Raw genomic sequence first — 24,354 nt, forward strand, 5'->3', positions numbered from 1 at the left:
GGGGCCTAAACGCTGGCGCGGGCTGAATGCAGGAAAAAGCGGCGGTAGTCCGGGTCTTGATCGAGCAGATCCAGGAAACGATCCCGGTCGAGCCGCAGTAGTAGGCCATCCCCGCGGGCGCGGACCGTGACGGCCCTGGGTTGGTCGTCGATTAGGCCCGCGTCGCCGAAGAAATCCCCTTCTTCCACCAGCCCCTGTTTGATCGGAATCCCTCCCCAGAGGTCGTTTTGAAGCACCTCCAAGGTGCCCGCCACCACCACATAGAAGGCATCGGGGGCGTCCCCTTCGCGGAACACCTCCTCGCCGTGGCGGATCCGATCGCTGACGAATTCCGAGGCCAGCCAGACCAGCAACTTGGGGTCGACCCCGTGGAACAAGGGGATGGTGGCCAGGCGCTCGGGTGTGATCCGGACCCGTTGCCCTAGCTCCAGGTTGAAGCCGCTCATCTGGCGGTGCCAGAAGGAGGCATAGAGCCCTCCGGCGGCCAGCAGATCGTTGTGGTGACCCAGCTCCACCACCTGGCCGCGATCGATGACTGCGATCTGATCCATCGCCGCAGCGGCCCGCAGTCGGTGCAGGACGGAGACCACCGTGCGGCCGTCGCTCAGCTTCCGCAGGGTCGTGTTGATTGCTTCTTCAGTGTTGGGGTCGAGGGCGCTGGTGGCCTCATCCAGCAGCAGCAGCCGTGGGTTGCGGACGATCGCCCGGGCGATGGCGATCCGTTGCTTTTGGCCGCCAGAGAGGCGACCGCCGCCGGCCCCGACCGGGGTCTGCAATCCGTCCGGCAGGGTATGGATCAGGTCCCCCAGTTCGGCGGCCATGGCCGCCTCTTGAACCTCCTGATCGGAGGCATCAAGGCGGCCCAGGCGGATGTTGTCGGCGATGGAGAGATCGAAAAGGACCGTCTCCTGGGGCACCAAGGCCACTTGCTCGAGCCACTGGCCCCGGTCGGTGTTGCCAAGAGGAACCCCATCGACCAGCAGGCAACCCTGCTGCGGCTCGATCTGCCGCAGCAGTAGCCGCAGCACGGTGCTTTTCCCCCCTCCGCTGGGGCCGACCAGGGCGAGGGAGCTGTTGGCGGGAATGGTCAGGTTGAGCTGGTTGAGCCCTCCACCGCCTGGGTAGCGGAACTGCACGTGCTCAATCGCCAGTTGCTCCAGCAGGGCAGGCGGGCTCGGCTCCATCCCCCGGGTCACCGCCTGCGACCGCTTCGCTGTGGGCAGCTGCTCCTCGAGCAGATTCAAGGCCGTCGTGGCGGTCTGCAACGGCAGCAGGGAGGCGCCCAATTGCCACATGCCACTGACCATCGCCGTGGCGATCCCCAGGGCGGAGACCAGTTGCCCAACCGTGAGCTGCTGTTCCAGCACCAACCAGGTGCCCAGAGCAAACACGCTCACCAACGTGAGCATGGCGGAGGCGGTCAGGGCGGCCTGTTGGAGGCCTGACATCGCGCCGACCCGCTGGGCCCAGCGCATCAGATTCCGGTTGCGCCGATTGAATTCCGAGCGGGTGGTGCTGCGAAGCCCAAAGAGATCCACCAGCTCTCGGCTGCGTAGGCGCTCGCTGGCGTAGCTGAGTAGCAGGCCCGCTTGCTCGACCCGGGCCTCTTCCCGCCTGGCCAGAGCTGGGGTGAAGGCCACCTGGCTCACCAACAGCAACGGGGTGAGGACCACCGCCACCAGGGCGAGACGCCAATCGCTGGTGAACAGCAGCAGGACGCCGATGAACAGCTGAGCGACCGTCCAGGTGAAGAGGGGCAGCTGCGTGACGACGGCGTTCTCCAACGTTGGGATCTGAAGGGCCAGTAAGCCCTGTTCGCTCCCTTCAGCGCTGCCGTCGCTGGGGTTGGCTTGCTCCAGCAGATGCCCGAAGAGCCGCTGGCGAAAGCCCGTTCCCAGTTGGCTTCCCAGGGCGGCAAACAACTTGATGGACAGACCGTTGCAGGCCACCGCCACCAGGAGCCAAGCGCAGGGCAGCAGCAGGAGCACCGCCACCGGTGGGCCACTGCTGGCTTGACCAATCACCTGGTCGATGACCAGCTGCAGCAGCACTGGGATGCCCACCATCAGCAGCGGGTCTGGCAGGACCGTGAGGATGGCCAGGACCGCCTTCAGCCGTTGGTTGCCGAAGTAGCGCCACAGTCTGAGGGGCAGCAGCAGCGGAAACATCGGCCGGCTCAACCAGCCAACCGATAGCAAGCAGCTGCGGTTTTGACCGCTTAGTAGCGGGGCACGCTGGGGTCGGCCGAGACGCTCCAGGCATCGATGCCGCCCTGCAGGTTCAAGACCTGCTCGTAGCCCTGGGCCTCCATCAGCCAGCAGGCAAATTGCCAGCTGCGAATCCCGGCATGGCAGAGCACGACCACCGGTGAATCCCGGTTGATCAAGCTCGAGATCTGATCGATCCAGGCCTCCGATTGGCTCAAGGGGAGATGGATCACGGGTTGCTGGAGCCGCGCGAGATCCAGCTCCATGGCTTCCCGCACATCCACCAGTTGCAGCGTTTCTCCGGCGTCCAGACGACGCTTGAGTTCTGTGGCGCTAACGCTTGTGGGTCCAGCCATCCAGGCACCCTACCGGCGGTGACGGGGGTGCCAAAGATCGCCTCGATGCATAAAGATGAGGCCAATCCTGTAAGCAACGCATGAAGGCCCGCCCCTTCTTGGCGGCACTGCTGGCGGTGGCGTTGGCGATGCTGAGCTTTGGCTTTGCGGGTTGGTGGTTGCTGCTGCAGCGCAGTCCGCTCGCGTTACAACAGCAGGCCTTGTCCTTGCCGCTGGCGGCGCGCTTTGTCCCCCGTACGGTGCCCTTGAGCCTGCATTGGTTGGTGGGTCCGGATCAGCCCGCCGCCTACGCCCGGGCCGTCGCCCCACCCCGTCAGCGCCGTCAGGCCGCAGCGGCCGCCGATCGCCTGCGCGATGGGGCCTTTGCCGCCGCGGGCCTGGACTACGCCTCGGAGCTGTCCCCTTGGCTTGGGGATGAGAGCAGCTTTGCCTTGCTCACCCCTCCCGGAAGCGGGGAGTCTCCCGGTTGGGTGTTGGCCCTGCGCAGCCGTGACAACGAAGGGGCCCGGCGTTTCCTGCAGCGGTTCTGGCAGACCCGCAGCCTGGCGGGTACCGATCTGCAGATCACCAGCTATCGCGGCATGGGCTTGATCAGCGGCCGCGGGGCGCTGTTGGGGCAGGACCCCCAACCCTTGGCTACGGCACTGATCAATGACGATCTGGTGCTGATCGCCTCAGGTCGCGGTGTGTTGGAGCAGGCCCTCGATGTCTCCCAAATCGATGAACTGAATCAAGCGGCCAGTGCTCCTCTGCAAAAGGCCGTCAAACGGCTGGGAGAGGGTGTGGCTTTGCTGACGGCCCGCCCTGAAGCAATGGAGCAGTGGCTGGGTTTGCCGGTTGGCGCTGATGGGGACCAGTCGGCGGCGGTGGAGTTGGTGCTGGCCCTGGCCCCCCAGGGATCCGGTCTCCAGGTGGATGGCCTGGCCCAGCTGCGGGATGCCCTACCCAGCCTGGGCCCTGTGAACAGTGATCTGCTGCGTCAGGTGCAGGTTGGTGCTGACAGCCTGGCCCTGCTGATAAACCCTGCTGCGTTGCTCGGCGCTGATGCCGCCAATGGCTGGAGCAACCTGCTGGGTCCGGCCCTGAGTCAGGCGCTGAACAAGGAAAACGGTCCCCTGCCGGCCTTGGTGGCCGCGGCGGATTCGGGGCCCCTCCTATGGGCCCATCAGAACGAGGGCTGGTTGCTGGGCACCCGCGCTGATCGTCCTGCTGCGGAAGCCCTGCAGCCGGCCCTGGAGGCTGATGGCTACAGCGCTTCCCCGCTAGAGAGCCAGGGGCAAACCCTCCAGGCCTGGACCCGGCTGGAGTCGAAGCCGGTGAAAGGCAATCCCGACCAGCTCCAAGCCCAGTTGGCTGGCGCCCGCGCGAGCCAAGGAGGCATCGCCTGGTGGGGACAAGGTCTGGCGATCCTGAATCAGCAGCATGAAGGGCGTCGTTCCCCCCAGGAGCGCCTTGATCAACTGGAGCTCTTGGGTGCGCCCCAGGCCCCCTTCCAGTGGTCGATGGATGGCCAGGCGGCCCAGGGCTTGCTGAGCCACTGGACGCCCTGGCGTCTGATCGGGACGCTCTCCAGTTCGTCGCTCACCCCGATGGTGGACGGGGCCGCGCTGAGCCTCGAGCCCGATGCCCCCGACCAACGAAGCCTCCGGCTGCGGGCTTTGCTGCAACTGCACTCCTGACCATGGCGAGCCGCAAATGTGAGCTGCTGTTGGTCCGGCACGGCATCGCGGAGGACCGCAGTGAGGGGGTGGATGACGCCCAGCGCAGCCTGACTCCGGAGGGGCGTGAGCGCACGCGCCAGCAGGTGGAGCGGTTGCTGGAGTTGGAGTTGCCCTGTGACCTGGTGCTCAGCAGTCCACTGGTGCGGGCCCGCCAGACCGCCGAATTGATCGTCAGCGCCGGGTTGGCGCCTGAATTGGAGCTGGCGGCGGCCTTGGCGCCCCTGGCCGACCCCTTGCCACTACTTGAACGCTGGCTCGGTCCCCTGTCCCCTAGACCCGGTTGGAAACGCTTGGCCCTGGTGGGCCATGAACCCGACCTGAGCACCTTGGCAGCCCTGTTGATCGGCGTGCCCATGGCCCGGGCGCCCCAGGCGATCCGGCTGAAGAAAGCGGGGGCGTTGCTGTTGCAGTGGGCCACCGCGCCGGGGGGGGAGTTGCTGGGATCGGCGCGTTTGGAGATGGTCTTGCCGCCGCGGGTGCTGCTCGGTCGCCGACAGTCCCGAAGCGAGGGCGCGCCTTAGGTTGCCGTTGACGCGACCCCGATCCCATGGCTGAGGAGGCAACCCCAACAGCAGCGACTCCGGTGTATCGCCCGGGTCTGGAGGGGGTGCCTGCGACGCAATCGGCGGTGTGCGATATCGACGGCCAGAAGGGACTGCTGACCTATCGCGGTTACCGGGTTGATGAGCTGGCCCGGCAGAGCACGTTCCTTGAGACCACCTATCTGCTGATCTGGGGTGAGCTTCCCGACGCGGAGCAGCTGGCGGCCTTTGAGCAGGAGGTGCAGATGCACCGCCGGGTCAGCTTCCGCATCCGGGACATGATGAAGTGCTTCCCGGCCAGTGGCCATCCGATGGATGCGCTGCAGAGCAGTGCGGCCTCCCTGGGTCTCTTCTATTCGCGCCGCGCCCTCGACAACCCTGAATACATCTATTCAGCGGTGGTGCGCCTGATCGCCAAGATCCCCACGATGGTGGCGGCGTTCCAGTTGATCCGCAAAGGTCAGGATCCGATTCAGCCCCGGGATGACCTGCCCTATGCGGCCAACTTCCTCTACATGCTCACCGAGCGTGAGCCTGACCCCCTGGCGGCGCGCATCTTTGATGCCTGCTTGATTCTTCACGCCGAGCACAGCCTCAACGCCAGCACCTTCAGTGCGCGAGTGACGGCCAGCACCCTGACCGACCCCTATGCCGTGGTGGCGTCGGCCGTGGGAACCCTGGCGGGCCCCCTCCATGGCGGTGCCAACGAAGACGTCCTGGCGATGCTCGAAACCATCGGCTCAGCTGACCAGGTGCGGCCCTGGCTGGATCAGGCCATTGCGGAGAAGCGCAAGATCATGGGCTTCGGCCACCGCGAGTACAAGGTCAAGGACCCCCGGGCCGTGATCCTGCAGAAACAGGCGGAGGAGCTCTTCGATCAGTTCGGCCACGATCCCCTTTACGACCTGGCGCGGGAGTTGGAGGCTGTTGCCGCTGAGCGGCTGGGTCCCAAAGGGATCTATCCCAACGTCGACTTCTATTCGGGGCTGGTGTACCGGAAGCTGGGGATCCCCCAGGATCTGTTCACTCCGATTTTCGCGATCGCACGCACCGCAGGTTGGTTGGCCCACTGGAAAGAACAGCTGGGGGCTAACCGCATCTACCGCCCCACACAGATCTACACCGGCTCGACCAGTCGCGATTGGCAGCCCATCGAAGGCCGTTAAGGGCTGCGGCGGCTTAAGTTGCACCCATCAAGAGACCACCCATGGTGATCGCCAATCCCGCTGTCGTGAGTGCCGGCCTCGACCTCGAGGCCAGCTTCACCGACGTCTTGCAGGGCTTCGGCTTGTCGCCGGGGATGGCTCACCTGCTCTGGCTTCCCTTGCCGATGCTGGTGGTCTTGGTGGCCGCCGTCGTGGGCGTTCTGGTGAACGTCTGGCTGGAACGCAAGATTTCAGCGGCCGTCCAGCAGCGCATTGGCCCCGAATATGCCGGTGCCCTGGGCATCCTTCAGCCCCTGGCCGATGGCCTGAAGCTCCTCTTCAAAGAAGACATCATTCCGGCTCGGGCCGATGGCTTGCTCTTCACCTTGGGCCCAGTGCTGGTGCTGGTGCCGGTCATCCTGAGCTGGCTGGTGGTGCCCTTCGGCCAGCACCTGCTGATTAGCAACGTTGGGGTGGGGATCTTCCTCTGGATCTCCCTCAGCAGCATCCAGCCCATCGGTCTGCTGATGGCCGGTTACGCCTCCAACAACAAGTACTCCCTCCTGGGTGGCCTGCGCGCGGCAGCCCAGTCGATCTCCTATGAGATCCCCCTGGCCTTGGCTGTGCTGGCCGTGGTGATGATGAGCAACTCCCTCAGCACCGTTGACATCGTCAACCAGCAGACCGGCGCGGGAATCCTCAGTTGGAATATCTGGCGCCAGCCCGTGGGCTTTGTGATCTTCTGGATCTGCGCCCTGGCGGAGTGTGAGCGCCTTCCCTTCGACTTGCCAGAGGCTGAAGAGGAGTTGGTCGCCGGCTACCAGACGGAATACGCCGGCATGAAGTTTGCCCTCTTCTACCTGGGCAGCTACATCAACCTGGTGCTCTCCGCCCTGCTGGTGGCGGTGCTCTACCTGGGTGGCTGGGGCTTCCCTCTCCCGGTGGAGTGGGTGGTGAATCTGACCGGCCAACCGATCGATGCTCCCCTGGTGCAGGTGATCACCGCCACGACAGGCATTGTGATGACCGTGCTGAAGGCCTACCTGCTGGTCTTCTTCGCAATCCTGCTGCGCTGGAGCGTTCCCCGGGTGCGCATTGACCAGCTGCTGGACCTCGGTTGGAAGTTCTTGCTGCCGGTCGCCCTGGTCAATTTGCTGGTGACGGCTGGCCTCAAGCTGGCTTTCCCGGCCTTCTTCGGCGGCTAATTCCCTTCCGCTTACCCCCTTTGCCAGGGCGCCAGGCCATCATGGTGCCGGCGCAACCGCCTCTTCCCACCACTCCATGTTCGGGTTCCTCAAGAAAGTCGGTGACTACACCCGCGACGCGGTGGGTGCAGCCAACTACCTCACCCAGGGGCTTTCGGTCACCTTTGACCACCTGCGCCGCAGGCCGATCACGGTTCAGTACCCCTACGAAAAACTGATCCCGTCGGAGCGCTACCGCGGCCGAATCCACTACGAGTTCGACAAGTGCATTGCCTGTGAGGTGTGTGTGCGCGTCTGCCCGATCAACCTGCCGGTGGTGGATTGGGTCATGAACAAGGCCACGAAGAAGAAGGAGCTCCGCAACTACTCCATTGACTTCGGGGTGTGCATCTTCTGTGGGAACTGCGTGGAGTACTGCCCGACCAACTGCCTCTCGATGACCGAGGAGTACGAGTTGGCCGCCTTTGATCGCCACAGCCTGAACTACGACAACGTCGCCTTAGGGCGTCTTCCCACCAGCGTGACCAGCGATCCAGCGGTCTTGCCCCTGCGGGAGCTGGCCTATCTGCCGAAAGGGGAAATGGATCCCCATGGCGTTGACCCCAATCGCCCGCGGGCCGGCAAACTTCCCGCAGATGTCCTCGAGACCTTGCCGAAAGAGGAGAACGACTAATGACGATCGCTTCCTCTACGCAGTTCATCTGCTTTGTCCTGCTCTCGGCCGCGGTCGCGATCGGGGCCCTGGGCGTCGTGTTGCTCCCGAGCATCGTCTACTCAGCCTTCCTGCTGGGCGGTGTCTTCCTCTCGGTGGCCGGCCTTTATCTCCTGCTGAATGCCAGCTTCGTGGCGGCAGCACAGGTGTTGGTCTATGTCGGCGCGGTCAACGTCCTGATCCTGTTCGCGATCATGCTCGTGAACAAACAGGAGGATCTAGCAGCGATCCCTGGCCTGGCAGTGCGTCGTCTGCTCTCCGGAGCCGTCTGCGGGGGCTTGTTCGTTTTGCTCCTCCGGGTCGCCTTCACCACCCCCTGGGCCCTGCCTGGTCCGACGCCCATCGGTGAGGAGGCCACGATTCGCATTGGCGAACACCTCTTCAGCGACTACCTGCTGCCGTTTGAGCTGGCTTCGGTTCTGCTGTTGATGGCGATGATCGGCGCCATTGTTTTGGCACGCCGGGATGTCTTCACCACCGATGTGGTCACCGGTGAACCGGCCGACCAAGGTCTGATCGAGAAATCCCGCACGCCCCTGCTCCTGGAGAAAACCAACTGATGACCATCGAGCTGCCCACCACCGTTCCCCTCCAGGGCTACCTCGCACTGGCCGCGATCCTGTTTTGCACAGGTGTTTGGGGACTGATCAACAGCCGCAACGCCGTGCGGGTGCTGATGAGCATTGAGCTGATGCTCAATGCGGTGAACATCAATCTGATGGCGTTCTCCAACTACCTCGATGGTCAGCTGATTCGTGGTCAGGTCTTCGCGATTTTCGTGATCACCGTGGCCGCTGCTGAGGCTGCCGTCGGCTTGGCGATCCTTCTGTCTCTGTATCGGAACCGTGAAACGGTTGATATGGAGCGTTTCAACTTGCTGCGCTGGTAGGCAGGCTGGGCTCAAGCACAGCTGGCTTATGCGCCTTGAGACCGTTTGGTTGATCCATCGAGCCGCCAGTCAGGCTGCTCTGCGCCAAGCCCGGCGTTGCGCCCAAACTCTGCGGGACCAGGGTGTGAAGGTCGCTGTGGCCATGAGTGGGGCCAGTGCGAACCCCTTCCCTGGTTTGCTCGCGGATGAGGGGACTCACCCCGATTTGGCTGTAGTGCTGGGCGGAGATGGAACGGTACTTGGGGCCGCGCGTCACCTGGCACCCCTTGGGGTTCCAATCCTCTCGTTCAATGTCGGCGGGCACTTTGGCTTTTTGACCCAGGAGCGCAAGCTTCTGGGCCATGGTCAGGAAGCGGAAGGAGCTCTCGACCTCTGGCAGCGGCTTCGGGATGATCGCTTCGCCCTCGAGCGCCGAATGATGCTCGAGGCCCGGACCGACAGCAGCGACACGGTCCATACGGCCCTGAATGACCTCTATCTGAGGCCTGGGATCGATGAGGTCACCCCCACCTGCGTGTTGGAGTTAGAGATTGACGGGGAGGTCGTGGATCAGTTCCGAGGGGATGGCCTGATCATGTCGACCGCGACCGGTTCGACGGGGTATTCGATGGCGGCGGGTGGCCCGATCTTGCATCCCGGTGTGGAGGCGATTGTGGTCAACCCCATCTGTCCGATGAGCCTTTCCAGTCGTCCGTTGGTGGTCCCGCCACGGGCGCAATTGGCGGTCTGGCCGCTGGGTCCCTCCAACAGCCGGGTACGCCTCTGGAAGGACGGTGCCTTTGCCGCGGTGCTCGAGCCTGGGGATCGCTGTGATGTGCGTCGTTCGCCCCATCACGCCTTGATGGTGCTGCTTGAGCAGAGCCCTTCCTATTACCGAACCTTGACCCATAAGTTGCACTGGGCCGGCAGTTTGACGGCTGCTGAGCCTTCTCCGAATTAGATCGAGCCCATGGCCCTCGAGATTGAACGTCGCTTCCTGGTGTCAGGCCAGCAGTGGCGTGATGTGGTGTCTTGGCAACGGGATTTCGCCCAGGGCTATTTCCCGAATTCCTCGGCGGCGATGACCTCGCGGGTGCGCCTCGCTGGCACGGAGGAGGCGTGGCTGACCCTCAAATTCCCCGCCGGTGGGATCGCCCGTCAGGAGTTTGAGTACCCGATTCCTGGTGCCGATGCCCTGGCATTGCTGGAGCGCTGCGAGGCCAAGTTGATCAAGCGCCGCTTTGGCTTGGATCTACCCGGTGGGGATTGGGTCCTGGATGTCTTTGAAGGGGAGAATGCGCCGTTGGTGATCGCCGAAGTGGAGCTTGAGCAGGCCGATCAAGCTGTGGAGATCCCCCATTGGTGCCAGCGGGAGATCACGGGTCTTGGGACCTTCAGCAATGCGGCTCTGGCGAGTCATCCCTTTGCCCGCTGGAGCGAGAAGGAGCAGGCGGCCTGGCAGGGGGCATTAGGTCAGGGCTGAGCTGCCTTAAGATTGTCTCAAGATTTCATTTGGCTTTTCTTTGCTCGGCCTCTACGACCAAGACGGAGTGTTCCGTTGCTCCGGGCTGGATCAGGCCGAGTGCCTTGCTTACGCAGAGCTGTTTGCCTTGGCTGAGGGGGCTTTCAGCATCGAGCCGTTGTTTGCTGCTATGGAATTGGGGTCTACTCCTCGTCCCCAGGCAGGTTGCAGCAATTGAAGCCATCCCGGCAGATCTTGCCGTGATCCATCGCCCAATTCAGGAGCGCCACCCGGTTCTTGGCACCCGTTTTGGTGAAGACGTTGCTGACGTGGTTGTCCACGGTGCGTTTGCTGATCATCAGGTGCTCACCAATCTCTTGATTGGTTAGTCCTTGGGCCACCAGTTGGATGATCTCAAGTTCGCGCTCGGAGAGGTCCATGGGGGAATGGCCGAGGCTGCTTCGATCAGTCATCCATCCCCCGAGACGCCTCGTCACTGTAGGCAGCAGTTGCCGTCTGGGCATGACTGCGGTGGTTAATGATGGGCCCTGTTAAGCAAGGTTGTTTTGCGGCTACAGCAGGCGCTTGAGGCGGGCCAATTTGCCCTGACGGCAGAGGTGATGCCCCCGCGTGGCGGAGAGATCAAGCGGACCCTTGAGCACGCTGAGCTGTTGAAGGATTGGGTGCACGCGGTGAATGTCACCGATGGCAGCCGCGCTGTGATGCGCATGAGCAGCCTGGCGGTCTGCCGGCTCTTGCTCGATGCCGGCGTGGAGCCGGTCTGGCAGCAAGCCTGCCGTGACCGCAACCGCATTGGCCTACAGGCTGATCTGCTCGGAGCCCATGCCCTAGGCATCAAAAACATTCTTTGTCTGACTGGGGATCCGGTGCGCGCAGGGGATCAACCCCAGGCAAGGCCGGTCAATGAGTTGGAGTCGGTGCGCCTGTTGCAGCAGGTGGCGGCGTTTAATCGCGGTGAGGATCCGGTGGATGGTCCGCTGCCCGATGGCCCTACGGAGCTCTTTGCCGGTGCGGCCGCTGATCCACAGAGCCCAAGCTGGAGCGGCCTGAACAGCAGGATCCGTCGCAAGCATCAAGCCGGGGCGCGTTTCGTCCAAACCCAGATGGTGATGGATGAGGACTGTCTGAAGCGCTTCGTTGATGAGATCACGGCGCCCTTGGGATTACCTGTGTTGGCGGGTGTGTTTCTGCTGAAGTCGGCTAAAAATGCGGCCTTCATCAACCGCGTTGTTCCCGGCGCCTGTATCCCTCAAGCGATCATTGATCGTCTCGCCGCCGCTAGTAATCCCGCCGATGAGGGGATCACGATTGCAGCAGAGCAAGTCCGTCGCTACGCCAAGACCTGTCAGGGGATTCACCTGATGGCGGTGAAGGCTGAGGAGCGCATTCCCCTGATCCTGGAACGGGCCGGATTTAGCTCGCGTTGCTGATGGTGAGCTCGGTGCCGAGGAGGTCGGCCATCGCTTTCTGCTGCGGCGAAGGCTTGGCGTAGTCCTGGCGCCGAGCGTCGGTGATCAGCCAATCCAGAGCTGCTTCTTGAAGGTCAAAGTGGTCGCCGTTGCGGTCGACGCAGTAGCGGCCAAAGACCAACTTTTCTACGAGACGAACGCCGGGGCCGATGCGGGAGTAGTCAAAGATGATCGAGTTGTCGATCGTGGCGCCTTCGCAGATGTGGCAACTCGGTCCAATCATGGCGGGGCCAATAATTGTGGCGCCGTCTTCGATCTTGGTCATCCCGCCGACGTAGATCGGTCCTTCGACGTGGATCTTGTCCCAATTGGCTGCCACATTAAGACCCGCAAAGATGCCGGGCTTGATCTCTTTGCCAGGGATCTGCACTTGGCGGACTTGGCCCTGAAGAACGCTGCGAATGGCCTGCCAGTAATCCGGCACTTTGCCGATGTCGACCCACTCGAAGTCCATCGGGAGCGCGTAGAAGGGCGCCCCATTGGCAACCAACTGGGGGAAGAGGTCCGAGCCGATGTCGAAGGGGACACCTTCGGGGACAAAATCCAGAACTTCCGGCTCAAAAATATAGATACCGGTGTTGATCATGTCGCTAGCGGCGTCTTCCACAGAGGGTTTCTCTTGGAAGGACTTCACCCGACCGTCATCGTCAGTGACAACAACGCCGTAGCTACTGACCTGATCGCGGGGGACGCGCTTGGTGATCAAGCTCGCCATCGCCCCCTTGGCTTTGTGGCGCTTGACGGCTTCGCTGAGATCGAGGTCGATCAGGGCATCTCCACAGAGCACCACGAAGGTGTCATCGAAGAAGTGTTGGAAGGTCTGGATTTTTTTCAAGCCGCCAGCTGAACCAACGGCATCGCCGATCAGTTCGCCGTCTTCGATTCGGCCTTCGAAGCTGTAGGCGATTTCAACGCCAAAGCGCTGGCCATCACGGAAGTAGTTCTCGATCTCCTCTGCCAGGTGGGAGACATTCACCATGATCTCGGTGAACCCATGCTCCCGCAGAAGCTCCAGCAGAAACTCCATCACGGGTTTCTGAAGGATCGGGATCATCGGCTTCGGGATCGTGTGAGTGATGGGTCTCACACGGGTTCCCTTGCCGGCAGCCAGGATCATCGCCTTCATGGCGTCACCCTACGCAAAAGACTTAGGCCGCAATGGGTTCACGAGCCGGCCCCCGAGCTGACCCCAGTTCAGATGGCAGCGGGAGTTGCACGGATTCCCGCTCATCGAGCAGGCGCTTGAGTTGCAGCGGACCGAACAATCCGCCCTCCTGTTCCAGCTCCACCTTTCCCTGGGAGCAGAGGAACAGCAGCGCCCAAAACACCCCCACCCGATCGCTGTCGAGGTCTTCCGGTGCCACTTCAGCCCAGGCCTCCACTAGGCCTTCAAATCCTGTCCAATCCAGTGATTGAGGCCACTGCAGCAGGAACTGGCTGAGGGCAGCGGTGGTCTCCGGCAGCTTTTCGCGGTGGGCCAGGGCGGCGACCTGCTCAATGGCGGCTCGGTCGCTGTAGCGGCGGCTGCGCTGGCGGTTGCGGACTTGCCCCTCCTCCTGCTCCAAGCGCTCGGCAATGTCTTCGAGTTGCCGAATCAATTCGCCCAGGGTCACCGGGCGCTGCAGCGGGGGTGGAGCGACCGGGCGACGCAGCAAGTGACGCTCTGGTTTGCGGGGCAGCTCCAGACCTGGGGTCAACAGCCAGCCCTGCCCTTCAGCATCGAAATCAAAGTCGAAGCTTTCGTCGAGTTCGGGTTCAGGAGGGAAGGTTTGGGCTTCGAGGACCTCTGCCTTCAGGCTCACCAGCACTGAGGCGGCCAAAAACGCTTCGCTGGTTTCGGCGAGATCCTGCTCGTAGCTACCACCGCGCCCTTTGTTCAGCGCAGCGACCAGCTTGGGGACTTCAATGCGTTGCCGCAGTTGATCAAGAAAGCCGTCGACGACAGCGATCACATCGACGTCCCAGGGGTCGAGATCACCCCGCTCGGCGGCGTCTTGCAACAGCCGGATCGCAAGCCTGGCGCCACCTTCGGCCACGGTTTCTTGCGGACTGAGCCGAAGGTACCGGCTTGAAGCGGGTTAAGCCAGTGCTCCAGGGCGATGTCAGCCCATTCTTTTGATGGATTTGGGCGATGAATCTTGGGCCAGCTGAAGTGGAATTAAGCCACTTCTCCCTGGGCGGAACTTTCCCCAGCAGCTGGGAGGAGGCCCAGCTGGGCATCGACGGTGGCGCGGTAGCGCTGGACGTCTTCCTCCAGCTCGCGAATGCGCACCTGTTGGGCTTCGATCTGATCCGGATCCATCTCGCTTTCAACCCGCTTGACGACCCCGGTCCAGACCGCAAACACCCAGGCGGCGGTCGCTCCAATGCCCCCCACCACGAGCAGCAGTGCCGCAAGTGGCATGGTGGTGGTCAACCCGGGCAGGAAGCGCACGGTGGTGGGGGCCGTGTTCTCCAGGGTGAACATCACCGTGGCCAAACCAAAGCTGAAGATCAGCAGGAAGTTCAGCTGCTTCATGGCTGCGAGGCGACGCTGGTTGTGCTTCGTTGAGATTACGAAGATCACGCCAGCCCTGCATGCGCAGCTCCCCAGGGGCTGCGCTTCGTAATGGCCGAGCGCTCGTCAGCTCAGGACTGGGGCTTGAAGCGGTGCCTGGCGAATCAATCCAGACCCAGCAGGAGCGGTCAGGGCCTTCATGGCGCTCTCGTTTCTGGCCACCAGCATTTCCATCGAGGCCTTGTAGCTGTCGGTCATCAAGCGTGGATAGAGGCCAATGCCGATGATCGGCACCAGGAGGCAGCCAATGATGTATCGCGGGGCTCTGCATCGACCAAGTTGGTGTGGTCCACCAGCTCCGCTTTCTCTTTGCCATAGAAGATCTCCCGCAGCATCGAGAGCAGGTAGATCGGGGTGAGGACCACCCCAATGGCGGCCAGGCCGTCAATGGCCACTCGGAAGGGAAGGGTGTAGGCGTCATCCGTTGCGAAACCGACGAAGACCATCAGTTCGCTGACGAAGCCGCTCATGCCCGGCAGGGCCAAGGAGGCGAGGGAGCAGACCGTCCAAAGCGCAAACATCTTGCGCATTTTTTGTCCGACACCACCCATCTCATCGAGCTGCAGGGTGTGGGTGCGGTCGTAGGTGGCTCCCACGAGGAAGAACAGTGAGGCACCAATCAGCCCGTGGCTGATCATCTGAAGCATGGCTCCGCTGGAGCCCAAGGCGCTGAAGCTGCCAATGCCAATCAGCACAAAGCCCATGTGGCTGATGGAGCTGTAGGCAATTTTTCGTTTCAGGTTCCGTTGGGCGAAGGAGGTCAGGGCGGCGTAAATGATGTTCACCACCCCAAGCACCACCAGCAGTGGCGCAAAGACCGCGTGCCCATCGGGAAGGATCTGGCAGTTGAAGCGCAGCAGGGCATAGCCACCCATCTTCAAAAGAATCCCGGCCAGCAGCATGTGCACCGGTGCTGTGGCTTCGCCATGGGCATCGGGTAGCCAGGTGTGCAGAGGCACGATCGGCAGCTTGACGCCGAAGGCGATGAGCAAACCCGCATAGGCCAAGAGTTGGAACTTCAGGGGGAAGCTCTTGGCCATCAAGTCGCTGTACTCAAAGCTGGTGGTGTCGCCGTAGAAGGCCATGGCCAGGCCAGCTAGGAGGATGAAGAGGGAGCTGCCAGCGGTGTAGAGGATGAATTTGGTGGCGGCGTATTGCCGTTTTTTCCCGCCCCAGATGGCGATCAACAGATAGACCGGGATGAGTTCCAGCTCCCAGGCCAGGAAGAACAGCAGCATGTCCTGAACGGCGAAGACGGCGATCTGACCGCCATCCATCGCCAGGAGCAGGAAATAGAAGAGCTTCGGCTTAAAGCTCACCGGCCAGGCCGCTAGGGCCGCTAGGGCGGTGATAAAGCTGGTGAGCAGGATGAGTGGCATCGAGATGCCGTCGGCCCCGACCGACCAGGCCAACCCCAGTTCGGGTAGCCAGCTCACCCGCTCGACCAGCTGCAGGTTCGGATCGCTGGGGTCGTATCCCGTCAGGTACCCGCCCACGGTGAGCAGGAAGGTGATCAGGGCAATGCCGAGAGCGAACCAGCGGACCTGCTTCCCATCTCCCTTGTCAGGGATGAAGGGGATGCAGAGGGCGGCTGCAATCGGGAACAGAATCGAGGCGCTGAGCCACGGGAATGCCGTGCTGCTCGCCTGTTCCGTCGCTACGGCCAGGGTTGAAACGAAGTCCAGGAGCACCGAAAGCGAATCGCTTTAGGCGGAGTGTAGAAATGCTCACCGCGACCTGCTCCTAGGAGTGGTCGATGTCACACAGAGCGTTGTGCGCCAGGGGCTAGCCCAGGGCTCCGAAGAGCACTACCAAGGCGATCACACCCCCGAAAACGATCAGCGCATAGAACTGCGCGCGGCCGGTTTCGAAGTATTTGAGACCCTCGCCACTACCCAGGGTGACCAGACCGGTGAGGTTGACGACGCCATCCACCACTTTGGAGTCCACCTCGAGCACCGAGCGGGCCAGTTTGCGGCTGCCTTGAACGAAGAGCTTGTCGTTGATGTCGTCCAGATACCACTTGTTCGCGAGGAAGGCATTGATGCTGGGGAAGCGTCCCGCCACCGCCGTTGCCAGGTCGAGCTTGCGCAGGGCATAAGCCAAGACCGCCACGCTGATGCCGATCACCGAGATCGCCACTGAGGCGCCGGCTAACGGAAGGAATTCACCCCAGCTGAAGTGCTCAGCCACTTCTGCGGCTTCTTGTGGATCCAGCAGCGTGCCAAAGCGGCTGTTCCAGGGCATACCCAAGAGACCAACCAGGACCGAGGGGACTGCCAGGACCGCCAAGGGCATCGCCATCTGCCATGCGGATTCGTGGGGATGCTCGGCGTGGGCATGGTGCTCACCGTGCTCGTCACTGTGGTCATCGGCCCCCTTGCCGGCGGCGGCCATCAGCTCCGCTTGCATCGCCTTGTCGTTGCCGCGGAACTCCCCTTCAAAGGTCAGGAAGTAGAGGCGGAACATGTAGAAGGCGGTCATCCCAGCGGTCACAAAGCCCGCGGCCCAGAGGATGGGGAAGCTGCCAAAGGCCTGGCCAAGGATCTCGTCCTTGCTCCAGAAACCGGCGAGTGGCGGGATGCCGCTGATGGCCAGGCAGCCAATGAAGAAGGTGCTGCTGGTGACAGGCATGTATTTGCGGAGGCCACCCATCAAGCGCATGTCCTGCGCCAGGACCGCTTCGTGGCCGACAACCTCTTCCATGGCGTGGATCACCGAGCCGGAGCCCAAGAAGAGCATCGCCTTAAAGAAGGCATGGGTCACCAGGTGGAACATGCCCGCCACCGGAGCGCCACAACCCATGGCCAGCATCATGTAGCCCAGCTGGCTCACGGTGCTGTACGCCAGGCCCTTCTTTAAATCCATCTGGGTGAGGGCGATCGATGCCCCCAGAAACAGGGTGATCGTTCCGATCACCGCCACCACCACCTGAACCTCAGGGAACGGCACGTAGACGGGTTGAAGCCGGGCCACAAGGAACACGCCCGCAGCCACCATGGTCGCGGCGTGGATCAGGGCTGAGATGGGGGTTGGACCTTCCATCGCATCGGGCAGCCAGACATGGAGCGGGAACTGGGCCGACTTGGCCATCGGTCCCATGAAGACCAGTAGGCAGAGCAGGATCGCGATGCCGTTGGAGACGCTGCCGGCGCTGATCGCTTCTTGCAGGCGAACGCCAATGTCTTCGAATCCGAAGCTGCCGGTGGCCCAGAACAGACCGAGGATCCCCAGCAGCAGGCCGAAGTCACCAACCCGGTTCACCACAAAGGCTTTTTGCGCGGCATTGGCAGCGCCGTCTCGGTCGTACCAGAAGCCAACGAGCAGGTAGGAGCACATGCCCACCAGCTCCCAGAACACATAGATCTGGAGCAGGTTGGGGCTGATCACCAGACCCAGCATCGAGCTGCTGAACAGGGCGAGGTAGGTGAAAAAGCGCACATAGCCCTTGTCATGGGCCATGTAGCCATCGGAGTAGATCATCACCAGAACGGCGATGGTCGTCACCAGCGAGAGCATCACTGCCCCCAGGGCGTCCACCCGGAAGCCCATTTCCAGGGTGAAGGCCCCGGCACTGGCCCAGTCGAATAAGACTTCGGTGGTGCCTGCACCGGCCAGCTGTTGGGCGAGGACGGCGTAACTCAAAACTGCCGCCGCACCCACGCAGCTGATCAACAGAAGCGCAACCGGTTTGCGCAGGCGGTTGACCGTGCGGTTAAAGCTGATCAGTCCCAGGCCCACCAATGCGGCCCCAATCAGCGGGAGCACCGGGATAAGCCAGGCGAGTTCGGCGGGCGACGGCATCCGGCACTCAGGGAATCAGGGCGAGTTTAGGCAGGCCGGTGGTCCCTTATCCCAGCCAGTGCGCGAGCCCTAATCGACTGAAGCCTGTCGCGGCAACACCGATGTAGCGGTGGGCCCACCAGAAGACGCCAACAGCAATGGCGATTCCCAGTTGGGCGGGCCGGAGGAATTCAGAGGCCACCAGTTGCTGACGACCATCCAGCACAGCGCGGAAGGGAACGATGGAGGTGCTGGCTTTGAGCTCCTCAAAGGCCTCGCCAAAGCGGTTGCTTAAGCGGCGGTCCCCATTCCAAACGGCAAAGAGATGGTGGGCGATTAAGCCGATGCAGGTCGCGACCATGAAGCTGCTGCCAATCCAGAGCAGGTGGGTGGAACACCAAAGGATTTGGCCGATGGCCTGGGGGTGGCGGCTGATGCGAATGATGCCGGTGGCATACATCCGCACCTGGGGTTTCAAGACCGCCGGGATCTCGAGCAGGTTGTAGGTGGCTGGGTAGAGGAAGAGAAAGGAGATGGCCGTGCCCAGCCAAACCAGCGGCACGATCCAGGGTTGGTCCTGGAGATTCCAGAGCCGGACCCCGTCGTAGCGGTGGGCCAGGAAGTAGCCGATCACCACCACGGCGGAGGGAATGCTGACGGCGGCAAACAACAGCCGCCAGGCCCGTTCGCCAATGCGCTCAGCCCCCCAGTAGCGCAGGGAGGCGCCACCGCTATGGATCACAGCAAAGACGAGGAGCAGAGCCAGCATCACCAGGCTGCTGTGGTGGAGGTTGCTGACGCCGCTCACGAATCAGAGTTGCTTCGGTTGCAGCGGATTCTGGCTAAGCGCATGAACCCGCTGGTTAATCGACCTAGAGTTTTGATCCTCCGCTGAACCGCAGCGCCCTCCATGGCTGATCTGCCGTTCACTCTCGATCAGCTGCGCATCCTGCGGGCGATCGCCAGCGAGGGCAGCTTCAAGAAGGCCGCTGACAGCCTCTACGTCACCCAGCCGGCGGTCTCTCTGCAGATCCAGAACCTGGAGAAGCAGCTCAGTGTCTCCCTGTTCGACCGGGGGGGACGGAAGGCGCAGCTCACCGAAGCCGGCCACCTGCTGCTGAGCTACTGCGACCGGATCTTGAGCCAGTGCCAGGAGGCCTGCCGCGCCCTCGATGACCTCCATAACCTCAAGGGTGGCTCCTTGATCGTTGGGGCAAGCCAGACCACCGGCACCTATCTGATGCCGCGGATGATCGGCCTGTTCCGCCAGAAATACCCTGAGGTCGCGGTCCAGTTGCAGGTTCACAGCACCCGCCGTACCGGTTGGAGCGTGGCCAACGGCCAAATCGATTTGGCGATCATTGGTGGTGAGCTGCCCACCGAGCTCAATGAACTGCTGCAGGTCATTCCCTATGCCAGTGATGAGCTGGCGTTAGTGCTTCCCACGAAGCACCCATTAGCTCGCTTGCCGGAGCTCAGTAAAGACGACCTGTACAGGCTGGGCTTTGTTTGCCTGGATGCCCAGTCCACCACGCGCAAGATGGTTGACCAATTGCTGGCGCGTTCTGGATTGGACGTCTCGCGCCTGAAGATTGAGATGGAGCTCAACTCCTTCGAGGCCATCAAGAACGCCGTGCAAAGCGGACTGGGCGCTGCATTCTTGCCGGTGGTTTCAATCGAGCGGGAATTGGCCGCGGGGAGTCTGCACCGTCCTGCCCTGGCGGATCTCTCGGTCCGCCGTCAGCTCAAGTTGATTACTCACCCAGCGCGCTACTGCTCGCGGGCTGCGGATGCCTTCCGCAAGGAAATCCTTCCGGTCTTTGCCAGCCCCGACAGCCCGTTGCGCCGGCCGATGGCCGCTGCAACGGGCACTGAACCTGAAAGCGCCGACGTCTGAGCGGCCGCGATCAGGCCACCTCAGAACTGGCCGGCTTCTGGGGTGATGCCGGCGGCGTCATCCGCGATGCCCTTGGTGATGAATTTGTTGTCGCTGATGTCGGTCTGATAGACGCAGCGCACGATCGGCTGGTCCTTGACGGAACCGATGTAAGCGAAGGTGTTCATTCGCTGTTTGCACTGGCGCATCTGCTCAGCGGTCACGGCGCCTTCCTTCTGAAGCACGCTCCAGTTTTCCCGCCTGATCACGCATCCGGGCCTCAGGGCCGGTTGGGTGACAAAGCTTGAGCTGGGGTTCATGGTCGTGTACAGCTCGATGTCCATCACGAAGGCACTCGCCCCCCACTGCCGGCAGAACTCGGGGTCAGGAACGGCCATGTCCAGCTGCTGGGAGCTGGCGATGTTGCCTTGGTCCCCTTGTGTGTTGCTTGAGATGCCGGTCCCAATGCCGATCCCCACCACCAGGACCCCACCGAGCACGGCGACCGTGCCCATGTTGAACTGAAAACCACCGCCGCCCCCACCTGGGGTGCCACCGCCGCCGGATCCCGGTCCCCGGGGACGGTCGCCTCCGCGGCCTCGCTCCTCCCCATAGCCGTAACGCTCGTCGTAGCTGCTGCGGCCGTAGCGGGAGCGGGTCATGGATGCTCAGGGCTTTGGGGAAGACCCATCGAGTAGTTGAGGACTCGGCAGTCGGGGTTGTAGCTGAGCTTGCCGGCCTGGAGCAGGGTGCGGATGGTGCCTTCAAGCTCCGATCCGATCCGGCGCAGGTTGTAGTCGTTGAGGTCGTTGCCGGCGTTGGCCTGCACCAGCTCTTGGAAGCGCTGCTGAACGACCTGTTGGGACTCTGTGTTCCAGAGAAATTCGTTGTCTGGATCCAGATCCAGTGTCAGCTGCTGATCGTCAGGGATCAGCTGGCCGTTCTCCACCCGGGCCGTGAACAGGCGCACGTGGCGGGTGGTGGATTTGATCAGGGTGTCGGCCATGGCGAGGCAATCTGCTGACCGGCGAACCCGAAGGCCGGCGTCACGACTTTAAGAAGTGCCTGGCGGCTCTGGTCAAGCCGGCCTGGGACTGGAGGGACTCAGTGCTGGTCTCGGGCCCTTTAAGGTTGCGTGCTGAATCTGGGTTTTTCATGCGCGTCGCCATTGCTGGTGCTGGCTTGGCCGGGTTGGCCTGTGCCAAGTACCTCTGCGACGCCGGTCACACCCCTGTGGTGGTGGAAGCTCGCGATGTCCTGGGCGGCAAGGTGGCCGCTTGGCAGGACGACGACGGTGATTGGTATGAAACCGGTCTGCACATCTTCTTTGGTGCTTACCGGAACATGCGTCAGCTCTTCAAGGAGCTGGACATCGAGGACCGGCTCCAGTGGAAGAGCCACTCGATGATCTTCAACCAGAAGGAGACGCCGGGCACCTACAGCCGCTTCGACTTCCCTGATATCCCCGCTCCCCTGAACGGTGTTGCCGCGATTTTGGGCAACAACGACATGTTGAGCTGGCCGGAGAAGATCTCCTTCGGGATGGGTCTGGTGCCGGCGATGCTGCGCGGCCAGCAGTACGTCGAGGAATGCGACCAGTACTCCTGGACTGAATGGCTGCGGATCCACAACATCCCTGAACGGGTGAACGATGAGGTGTTCATCGCCATGGCTAAGGCGTTGAACTTCATCGATCCCGACGAGATCTCCAGCACGGTGGTGCTGACTGCTTTGAACCGCTTCCTGCAGGAAAGCGATGGCTCAAAGATGGCCTTCCTGGACGGCAACCCCCCCCAACGCCTCTGCCAGCCGATCGTTGACTACGTCACGGCCCGCGGAGGTGAGGTGCATCTGGATGCTCCGCTGCGCGAGATCGAGCTGAATGCCGATGGCAGTGTCAGCGGCTTCCGCATTGGCGGGATCAAGGGCAAGGAGGGCTTCACCCTCCAGGCCGATGCCTACGTCAGTGCACTGCCGGTGGACCCCTTCAAGCTGCTCCTGCCGGAGCCTTGGAAGCAGATGCCCTACTTCCAGAAGCTGGACGGCCTCAATGGCGTCCCGGTGATCAATATCCACCTGTGGTTTGACCGCAAGCTCACCGAGATCGATCACCTGCTGTTTAGCCGCAGCCCCCTGCTCAGCGTCTACGCCGACATGAGCAACACCTGTAAGGAGTACGAGGATCCCAACCGCTCGATGCTCGAGTTGGTCTTTGCTCCCGCCAAGGACTGGATCGGCCGCAGTGACGAGGAGATCGTTGCCGCGACGATGGAGGAGCTGAAGCGTCTGTTCCCGAGTCACTTCACCGGGGACGACCAGGCCAAGCTGCGCAAGTCGATCGTTGTCAAGACCCCGCTGTCGGTTTACAAGACGGTCCCCGGCTGCCAGAAGCTGCGTCCAGATCAAACCTCTCCGGTTCCTAACTTCTTCTTGGCCGGTGACTACACGATGCAGCGTTATCTGGCGTCGATGGAAGGTGCGGTGCTGAGCGGCAAGCTTTGCGCCCAGGCGGTCAGTCAGGCCAAAACCGCTGTGGCTGCTTGATGGTGGCGGTGACAGCAACGGCTGATCTCTCCACCAACACCTCCCTTGAGGAAGCGTTTGAAGCCTGCCGGCAGGAAACGGCGGAGTGGGCCAAGACCTTCTATCTGGGCACCCTGTTGATGCCCCCGGCCAAGCGCCGGGCCATCTGGGCGATTTATGTCTGGTGCCGGCGCACCGATGAACTGATGGATAGTCCTGAGGCGATGGCTCGCCCTGTCTCAGAGCTGGCCGAACGCCTCGACTCCTGGGAAGAGCGCACCCGCGCCTTCTTTAGGGGCGAAGTTCAAGACGGCCTCGATCGCGTCATGGTCGACACCCTTGAGCGCTATCCCCAGCCACTTCAGCCTTACCTCGACATGATCGAGGGGATGCGGATGGACCTCGCCACCACCCGCTACCCTCGTTTCGACGACCTCAAGCTCTACTGCTACCGCGTTGCGGGGACGGTGGGTCTGATGACGCAAGAGGTGATGGGCATTGACCCGGCCTACACCTCCGCTCCTTGGAGTGATCCCCCAGACACCAGCGATTCGGCTGTGGCTTTGGGCATTGCGAACCAGCTGACGAACATCCTTCGGGACGTTGGTGAGGACCGGGGCCGCGGTCGGATCTATCTCCCCCAAGAGGATCTGCAGCGTTTTGGTTACAGCGAGGAGGAGTTACTCGCTGGAACCCTCAACGACAGTTGGCGTGAGCTCATGCGCTTCCAGGTCAATCGTGCCCGGGAGTGGTTTGCTCGCTCTGAGGCTGGTGTGCGCTGGCTCGCGCCCGATGCCCGCTGGCCCGTCTGGGCCTCACTTCGCCTCTATCGAGGAATCCTGGATGTGATCGAGGAGCTTGATTACGACGTCTTCAATCACCGCGCCTATGTGCCGAGGTCCGGCAAGTTTCTCGACTTGCCTCGTTCGTTTGTGATTGCTCAGGCCCGATGAGCGCCCTCCCAGCCCAGCTGCAGCCAGCGCTCCAGGATTGGATTCACCTGTTCGGGGGCTTCATCGTGGGGGCAGTGGCCTAGGCCCGGTAGGACCTCAAGCTCCTGCACGCAGCGGAACGCGTTCTTCCAGCGCCGGGCTTCCTCCAGGGGTTCCCAGGGATCTGCCTCGCCCCAGAGCATCCGCACGGGTATGGCGAGTTGCTCGAGCAGCTGCGGTGCCAGCCAGTCATCAAAGAGATTCACGAAGCCCCTGAAGCTCTCCGTTGCTCCAGGCTCCTGGCTCGGTTTCAACAGCAGTTGGACCAGTTCCTCATCGACGTTGCCGCCGCTGGGGTAGGCCTGCTTCAGCACCGCACGCACCGCACCGGCCCGTGCGAAGAAGCGAAAGAGGTTGGCGACGATCCAACGCTGCCGCACCAGCGCCATCACTAGGGGTCTGGAGAGTTGCGCGATGAAGGGCTGCTCCGGCAGACGTTTGAGATCGAGTTCGCGTTCAGCGCAGTCGATCAGCACCACCTGAGCAGGGGCTTGTCCGCGTTCTGAGAGAAGACGGGCGGCATTGAGGGCCACCACTCCGCCGATGGAGTTACCAATCAGCTGCAGTGTGACCGGCTGGTCCCCACGGATGACCTCGCTGTAGAAATCAACCAGTTGCTTGGCCCACAGGTCAAAGCCGTAGCGCACGCTCCCAGCGGTTTCGGGTTCGTTGTCCAGGCGTGAGGCGGGCTTGCTGCTCCGGCCAAACCCCAAGAGGTCGATGGCGTAGACGCACTGGTCTTTGGCGAGAGCATGAAGGTTGTGCCTCCAATGCCCCTTTGAGGCCCCAAAACCATGCACACAAAGAACGGCCCGACCGGATGCGGTTGAGCCGTCCTGGGGAAGGATTTTGGTGTAGCTGATCTGATGGCCTTTCCAGCTCCAGATCAGCTCATCCATGGTTGGTCCTTGGGAA

General features: G+C 62.4%; 24 protein-coding genes and 1 pseudogene. 13 read left to right on the forward strand and 12 right to left on the reverse strand.

Annotated elements, in window-relative coordinates:
• Positions 1-5: 5 nt before the first annotated feature.
• Both ACLM42_RS00295 and ACLM42_RS00300 read right to left on the reverse strand, forming a co-directional pair.
• Positions 6-2,168 (reverse strand): ATP-binding cassette domain-containing protein, encoded by a 2,163-nt coding sequence (locus ACLM42_RS00295; RefSeq protein WP_415399379.1) that lies wholly within the window; start codon positions 2,166-2,168, stop codon positions 6-8.
• Between the two features lie 50 nt (positions 2,169-2,218).
• The gene (locus ACLM42_RS00300; RefSeq protein WP_247910064.1) at positions 2,219-2,563 is read right to left on the reverse strand and encodes a rhodanese-like domain-containing protein; all 345 of its coding nucleotides are present in this window, start codon (positions 2,561-2,563) and stop codon (positions 2,219-2,221) included.
• A gap of 80 nt (positions 2,564-2,643) precedes the next feature.
• On the opposite strand from ACLM42_RS00300, the gene ACLM42_RS00305 reads away from it, so the two are divergent.
• The 9 genes from ACLM42_RS00305 to ACLM42_RS00345 all read left to right on the forward strand — a co-directional run bounded on the left by ACLM42_RS00305 (position 2,644) and on the right by ACLM42_RS00345 (position 10,239).
• Positions 2,644-4,242, forward strand: a complete 1,599-nt coding sequence (locus ACLM42_RS00305) for a DUF3352 domain-containing protein (protein ID WP_415399380.1) — start codon at positions 2,644-2,646, stop codon at positions 4,240-4,242.
• Positions 4,243-4,244: 2 nt separating this feature from the next.
• Positions 4,245-4,805, forward strand: a complete 561-nt coding sequence (gene sixA / locus ACLM42_RS00310) for a phosphohistidine phosphatase SixA (RefSeq protein WP_415399381.1) — start codon at positions 4,245-4,247, stop codon at positions 4,803-4,805.
• A gap of 26 nt (positions 4,806-4,831) precedes the next feature.
• Complete coding sequence (locus ACLM42_RS00315) at positions 4,832-5,992, forward strand: citrate synthase (protein ID WP_415399382.1); 1,161 nt, start codon at positions 4,832-4,834, stop codon at positions 5,990-5,992.
• Between the two features lie 65 nt (positions 5,993-6,057).
• Positions 6,058-7,176: an NADH-quinone oxidoreductase subunit NuoH gene (nuoH, locus tag ACLM42_RS00320; RefSeq protein ID WP_247912017.1), complete on the forward strand. Its 1,119-nt coding sequence runs from the start codon at positions 6,058-6,060 to the stop codon at positions 7,174-7,176.
• Between the two features lie 76 nt (positions 7,177-7,252).
• Positions 7,253-7,849, forward strand: coding sequence for an NAD(P)H-quinone oxidoreductase subunit I (gene ndhI / locus ACLM42_RS00325; protein WP_247910068.1), 597 nt, complete (start codon positions 7,253-7,255; stop codon positions 7,847-7,849).
• Complete coding sequence (locus ACLM42_RS00330) at positions 7,849-8,448, forward strand: NADH-quinone oxidoreductase subunit J (RefSeq protein ID WP_247910069.1); 600 nt, start codon at positions 7,849-7,851, stop codon at positions 8,446-8,448. Before ndhI ends, ACLM42_RS00330 begins: the two co-directional genes overlap by 1 nt.
• Positions 8,448-8,777 carry an NADH-quinone oxidoreductase subunit NuoK gene (nuoK, locus tag ACLM42_RS00335; protein ID WP_247910070.1) on the forward strand — a complete coding sequence of 110 codons (330 nt, stop codon included), beginning with the start codon at positions 8,448-8,450 and terminating at the stop codon, positions 8,775-8,777. The genes ACLM42_RS00330 and nuoK overlap by 1 nt, the downstream gene beginning before the upstream one ends.
• A 28-nt stretch (positions 8,778-8,805) precedes the next feature.
• On the forward strand, positions 8,806-9,717 hold the full coding sequence (locus tag ACLM42_RS00340) for an NAD(+) kinase (protein ID WP_247910071.1): 912 nt from the start codon (positions 8,806-8,808) through the stop codon (positions 9,715-9,717).
• A 9-nt stretch (positions 9,718-9,726) separates the two neighbouring features.
• Complete coding sequence (locus ACLM42_RS00345; RefSeq protein WP_415399383.1) at positions 9,727-10,239, forward strand: CYTH domain-containing protein; 513 nt, start codon at positions 9,727-9,729, stop codon at positions 10,237-10,239.
• A gap of 182 nt (positions 10,240-10,421) precedes the next feature.
• On the opposite strand, the gene ACLM42_RS00350 is transcribed toward ACLM42_RS00345, so the two are convergent.
• The gene (locus ACLM42_RS00350) at positions 10,422-10,691 is read right to left on the reverse strand and encodes a helix-turn-helix domain-containing protein (RefSeq protein WP_247910073.1); all 270 of its coding nucleotides are present in this window, start codon (positions 10,689-10,691) and stop codon (positions 10,422-10,424) included.
• Positions 10,692-10,784: 93 nt separating this feature from the next.
• On the opposite strand from ACLM42_RS00350, the gene ACLM42_RS00355 reads away from it, so the two are divergent.
• Positions 10,785-11,669, forward strand: coding sequence for a methylenetetrahydrofolate reductase (locus ACLM42_RS00355; RefSeq protein WP_415399384.1), 885 nt, complete (start codon positions 10,785-10,787; stop codon positions 11,667-11,669).
• Here ACLM42_RS00355 and ACLM42_RS00360 read toward each other — a convergent pair.
• The 6 genes and pseudogenes from ACLM42_RS00360 to ACLM42_RS00385 form a co-directional block, all read right to left on the reverse strand.
• Positions 11,653-12,834, reverse strand: coding sequence for a nucleotidyltransferase family protein (locus ACLM42_RS00360; protein WP_247910075.1), 1,182 nt, complete (start codon positions 12,832-12,834; stop codon positions 11,653-11,655). The genes ACLM42_RS00355 and ACLM42_RS00360 overlap by 17 nt on opposite strands.
• A gap of 22 nt (positions 12,835-12,856) precedes the next feature.
• Positions 12,857-13,744 carry a segregation/condensation protein A gene (locus tag ACLM42_RS00365; protein WP_247910076.1) on the reverse strand — a complete coding sequence of 296 codons (888 nt, stop codon included), beginning with the start codon at positions 13,742-13,744 and terminating at the stop codon, positions 12,857-12,859.
• Between the two features lie 122 nt (positions 13,745-13,866).
• Positions 13,867-14,226 (reverse strand): LapA family protein, encoded by a 360-nt coding sequence (locus tag ACLM42_RS00370; RefSeq protein WP_247910077.1) that lies wholly within the window; start codon positions 14,224-14,226, stop codon positions 13,867-13,869.
• A 105-nt stretch (positions 14,227-14,331) separates the two neighbouring features.
• Positions 14,332-15,932 (reverse strand): annotated as a pseudogene (locus ACLM42_RS00375) (NAD(P)H-quinone oxidoreductase subunit 4).
• A gap of 118 nt (positions 15,933-16,050) precedes the next feature.
• A complete protein-coding gene (locus tag ACLM42_RS00380; protein ID WP_415399385.1) occupies positions 16,051-18,069 on the reverse strand; it encodes an NAD(P)H-quinone oxidoreductase subunit 5 in 2,019 nt (672 codons plus the stop codon).
• Between the two features lie 46 nt (positions 18,070-18,115).
• On the reverse strand, positions 18,116-18,817 hold the full coding sequence (locus ACLM42_RS00385; RefSeq protein WP_247912018.1) for an NnrU family protein: 702 nt from the start codon (positions 18,815-18,817) through the stop codon (positions 18,116-18,118).
• A 141-nt stretch (positions 18,818-18,958) separates the two neighbouring features.
• On the opposite strand from ACLM42_RS00385, the gene ACLM42_RS00390 reads away from it, so the two are divergent.
• On the forward strand, positions 18,959-19,945 hold the full coding sequence (locus tag ACLM42_RS00390; protein ID WP_247910079.1) for a LysR family transcriptional regulator: 987 nt from the start codon (positions 18,959-18,961) through the stop codon (positions 19,943-19,945).
• A gap of 20 nt (positions 19,946-19,965) precedes the next feature.
• Here the strand turns inward: ACLM42_RS00390 and ACLM42_RS00395 are convergent, their stop codons facing one another.
• Together ACLM42_RS00395 and ndhM are read right to left on the reverse strand one after the other, a co-directional pair.
• A complete protein-coding gene (locus ACLM42_RS00395; RefSeq protein ID WP_247910080.1) occupies positions 19,966-20,586 on the reverse strand; it encodes a DUF3172 domain-containing protein in 621 nt (206 codons plus the stop codon).
• Entirely contained in the window at positions 20,583-20,930 is a 348-nt protein-coding gene (ndhM, locus tag ACLM42_RS00400) for an NAD(P)H-quinone oxidoreductase subunit M (RefSeq protein WP_247910081.1), read from the reverse strand. The genes ACLM42_RS00395 and ndhM overlap by 4 nt, the downstream gene beginning before the upstream one ends.
• A gap of 149 nt (positions 20,931-21,079) precedes the next feature.
• Here ndhM and pds point away from each other — a divergent pair, with 149 nt between their 5' ends.
• Complete coding sequence (pds, locus tag ACLM42_RS00405) at positions 21,080-22,468, forward strand: 15-cis-phytoene desaturase (protein WP_415399386.1); 1,389 nt, start codon at positions 21,080-21,082, stop codon at positions 22,466-22,468.
• Complete coding sequence (locus tag ACLM42_RS00410) at positions 22,468-23,400, forward strand: phytoene synthase (protein WP_415399387.1); 933 nt, start codon at positions 22,468-22,470, stop codon at positions 23,398-23,400. Before pds ends, ACLM42_RS00410 begins: the two co-directional genes overlap by 1 nt.
• Here ACLM42_RS00410 and ACLM42_RS00415 read toward each other — a convergent pair.
• Positions 23,388-24,338, reverse strand: coding sequence for an alpha/beta fold hydrolase (locus ACLM42_RS00415; RefSeq protein ID WP_415399388.1), 951 nt, complete (start codon positions 24,336-24,338; stop codon positions 23,388-23,390). The two genes, ACLM42_RS00410 and ACLM42_RS00415, sit on opposite strands and share 13 nt — an antisense overlap.
• Positions 24,339-24,354: the final 16 nt, after the last annotated feature.

The sequence above is a fragment of the Synechococcus sp. W4D4 genome, assembly GCF_047716805.1.
Classification (GTDB): Bacteria; Cyanobacteriota; Cyanobacteriia; order PCC-6307; family Cyanobiaceae; genus Vulcanococcus.

Excerpts from the sequence above, each read along its gene's own strand:
- ACLM42_RS00295 (WP_415399379.1), bottom strand. The coding sequence starts at position 2,168 with ATGTTTCCGCTGCTGCTGCCCCTCAGACTGTGGCGCTACTTCGGCAAC.
- ACLM42_RS00410 (WP_415399387.1), top strand. The coding sequence starts at position 22,468 with ATGGTGGCGGTGACAGCAACGGCTGATCTCTCCACCAACACCTCCCTT.
- ACLM42_RS00390 (WP_247910079.1), top strand. The coding sequence starts at position 18,959 with ATGGCTGATCTGCCGTTCACTCTCGATCAGCTGCGCATCCTGCGGGCG.
- ACLM42_RS00360 (WP_247910075.1), bottom strand. The coding sequence starts at position 12,834 with ATGAAGGCGATGATCCTGGCTGCCGGCAAGGGAACCCGTGTGAGACCC.
- ndhM (WP_247910081.1), bottom strand. The coding sequence starts at position 20,930 with ATGGCCGACACCCTGATCAAATCCACCACCCGCCACGTGCGCCTGTTC.
- ACLM42_RS00315 (WP_415399382.1), top strand. The coding sequence starts at position 4,832 with ATGGCTGAGGAGGCAACCCCAACAGCAGCGACTCCGGTGTATCGCCCG.
- ACLM42_RS00345 (WP_415399383.1), top strand. The coding sequence starts at position 9,727 with ATGGCCCTCGAGATTGAACGTCGCTTCCTGGTGTCAGGCCAGCAGTGG.
- ACLM42_RS00350 (WP_247910073.1), bottom strand. The coding sequence starts at position 10,691 with ATGACTGATCGAAGCAGCCTCGGCCATTCCCCCATGGACCTCTCCGAG.
- ACLM42_RS00340 (WP_247910071.1), top strand. The coding sequence starts at position 8,806 with ATGCGCCTTGAGACCGTTTGGTTGATCCATCGAGCCGCCAGTCAGGCT.
- ACLM42_RS00370 (WP_247910077.1), bottom strand. The coding sequence starts at position 14,226 with ATGAAGCAGCTGAACTTCCTGCTGATCTTCAGCTTTGGTTTGGCCACG.
- ACLM42_RS00415 (WP_415399388.1), bottom strand. The coding sequence starts at position 24,338 with ATGGATGAGCTGATCTGGAGCTGGAAAGGCCATCAGATCAGCTACACC.
- ACLM42_RS00395 (WP_247910080.1), bottom strand. The coding sequence starts at position 20,586 with ATGACCCGCTCCCGCTACGGCCGCAGCAGCTACGACGAGCGTTACGGC.
- sixA (WP_415399381.1), top strand. The coding sequence starts at position 4,245 with ATGGCGAGCCGCAAATGTGAGCTGCTGTTGGTCCGGCACGGCATCGCG.
- ACLM42_RS00300 (WP_247910064.1), bottom strand. The coding sequence starts at position 2,563 with ATGGCTGGACCCACAAGCGTTAGCGCCACAGAACTCAAGCGTCGTCTG.
- ACLM42_RS00380 (WP_415399385.1), bottom strand. The coding sequence starts at position 18,069 with ATGCCGTCGCCCGCCGAACTCGCCTGGCTTATCCCGGTGCTCCCGCTG.
- ACLM42_RS00385 (WP_247912018.1), bottom strand. The coding sequence starts at position 18,817 with ATGCTGGCTCTGCTCCTCGTCTTTGCTGTGATCCATAGCGGTGGCGCC.
- ACLM42_RS00305 (WP_415399380.1), top strand. The coding sequence starts at position 2,644 with ATGAAGGCCCGCCCCTTCTTGGCGGCACTGCTGGCGGTGGCGTTGGCG.
- ndhI (WP_247910068.1), top strand. The coding sequence starts at position 7,253 with ATGTTCGGGTTCCTCAAGAAAGTCGGTGACTACACCCGCGACGCGGTG.
- pds (WP_415399386.1), top strand. The coding sequence starts at position 21,080 with ATGCGCGTCGCCATTGCTGGTGCTGGCTTGGCCGGGTTGGCCTGTGCC.
- nuoK (WP_247910070.1), top strand. The coding sequence starts at position 8,448 with ATGACCATCGAGCTGCCCACCACCGTTCCCCTCCAGGGCTACCTCGCA.
- ACLM42_RS00330 (WP_247910069.1), top strand. The coding sequence starts at position 7,849 with ATGACGATCGCTTCCTCTACGCAGTTCATCTGCTTTGTCCTGCTCTCG.